The following is a 1,859-nucleotide window of genomic DNA, read 5'->3' as shown; positions in this document are numbered from 1 at the left end:
GCGCTCACGCGTCTCGGCATCGAACTTCCTTGGTGCACCCATATCTGCATTCTCCTGGTGAGATCACAGTCTCCACCAGTCCCAGGACGGTTCACATCAGTGACAAGGCGCGTAGCCCCGTTCGGTTGGGGTGAGTCCCGTAGGGTCCGTTTCGACCCGCCCGCTCAACACCCCACGGAACCCGATTACATGGCGAAGAAATCTAGGCGCGCCGCTCGTAAGCCGCGCCCGTATCCCAAGCCGCGTTGGATGAGTCACGCGCACTACTGGTGGTTGTACAAACACGATGAGGCTGAGCTTGCTCGGTTGTGCGCGCCGCAGGCTGAGCCTGAGCATGATCCGTTGGACGACTACCGGGACGCACTCGACCGGGACTAGCTCAGCTCACATCGAATTGACGGCAGACCAGTCATTGCAGTTCGAGCCGGGACACGTCATGCGAAATACCGTGTCGCCACGCTTGTCGTTCCGCAGGTGCTCGTCGTACACCCAAGGGCTGGTTCGTTCGTTGGTCTGCTCCATTCCGTTGTTGGTCACCGTCACTGACTGATTGCACACTGGGCAGCGTTGAGTAGGCATCCAATGATTCTAAGGTTTGGTTCCGACGCTAAAACGCGGCGAAGCGTGTCAGGTGTAAGCGCTGCCGGTCAGGCCCCGCAGTCTTTTCCGCAGCCCTGGTAAGAAGGCTGGTCACGTCCTGTGCCAGAGTCTCGGTTGCGAGTCCGATAAGACACCTGAGCGGGCGTCAAATCTGTTGTTGCACAGTGTCATTAGTGACACTTCGGTTGACTGTGGGAACGCTTGTTCGATAGCGTTTCACTCAATCCGCTCCACCCAACAACACGAAAGGCCCCACCATGGCCCACACGCACGAAGTCGACTACGACGACACCACCGAGGACGACGCATTGCCATACCTACTCACCAATGACAACGGCGAATGCCTACAACTCAGCTTCACGGGCCGGGAAAATGCAGGCGGGCAAAAGGAAACGATCATGCAGCTCACCGCCTACGGCAATGGGCCAAAGCGAGAGTTCGACCTGGACCTGGCCAAGGCTAGGGAACTCGTCGCAACGCTTTCGAACATGACGGATGTACTGTCGGTCATCCAGTTCGACGGATGGGAAGCCCTCAGCGCATCCGAACAAGCACAGTAGAAGAAACCGGACTTGATCAAAATGCCCCGCCAACTCGATATTGGCGGGGCATTTTGCTGCTGTACAGCCAGCCAGCCAGCCAGTCAGTCAGTGCGTCGTGTGAGGTCGGTACGTGCGCCCGGTCCAGGCCGGTTCCTGTGCCACTCATCCACGGTTGCCCCTAGCCAGCCTTGGTTGCGGCCCACCATTGCGTCAGGCTCGGGCAGTAGCCCTTTCCTCTGGTAGCCCTTGACGGTATCGAGTGAAAGGCCAAGTCGCTCAGCGATTTCGCCGCGTGACAGGTAGTGGATGGTCACAGAGTTGCCTCCCGTGTCGTGGTGTCTACCTGCGAGTCTACGCACCTTAAGGGTTCTGGGTTGACCGTAGACCGTTAAGGGTTTAGGGTTCAGGTATGACAAACGCAATCGCCACCGCCGCAACGACACTCACGCTCCACTCGACCGCAGACGGGTACGAACACCGCGAGTTCGACTTCGCCGGCAACGGCCCCGATCAGTACTGCCCGTTCACCTACCTGCTGGACTTCTGCCGCAACAACGCACTGTCCATGCGCCACGATCCCGAATCGTGCGAGCGCGTTCAGGGCTGGTTCATCGAACGTCACTCTGAACCGTCCTGGATCTGATGGAGACCTGGTTCAAGCCACTTCGCGGTCGGAGGTGGCGGTCGAGCATTGATGACGGTACTCGTTTTCGTAGT

The 1,859-nt window shown here is 58.7% G+C and carries 2 protein-coding genes; both read left to right on the top strand.

The window, feature by feature from the left end; all coding sequences use genetic code 11:
- Positions 1-857: 857 nt before the first annotated feature.
- Positions 858-1,160 (top strand): hypothetical protein, encoded by a 303-nt coding sequence (locus tag AB0362_RS26460; RefSeq protein ID WP_317808798.1) that lies wholly within the window; start codon positions 858-860, stop codon positions 1,158-1,160.
- Positions 1,161-1,551: 391 nt separating this feature from the next.
- A complete protein-coding gene (locus AB0362_RS26455; protein WP_366236302.1) occupies positions 1,552-1,785 on the top strand; it encodes a hypothetical protein in 234 nt (77 codons plus the stop codon).
- The last annotated feature ends 74 nt before the right edge of the window (positions 1,786-1,859 follow it).

The organism is Rhodococcus sp. NPDC079359, assembly GCF_040702585.1.
In the GTDB taxonomy this organism is placed as follows: domain Bacteria; phylum Actinomycetota; class Actinomycetes; order Mycobacteriales; family Mycobacteriaceae; genus Rhodococcoides.
Note: the sequence above shows the minus strand (reverse complement) of the source record. Positions and strands in the feature narration are given on the sequence as shown.

Bases quoted from the DNA above. Each gene is read 5' to 3' on its own strand.
- AB0362_RS26455 (WP_366236302.1), top strand. From the start codon at position 1,552: ATGACAAACGCAATCGCCACCGCCGCAACGACACTCACGCTCCACTCG.
- AB0362_RS26460 (WP_317808798.1), top strand. From the start codon at position 858: ATGGCCCACACGCACGAAGTCGACTACGACGACACCACCGAGGACGAC.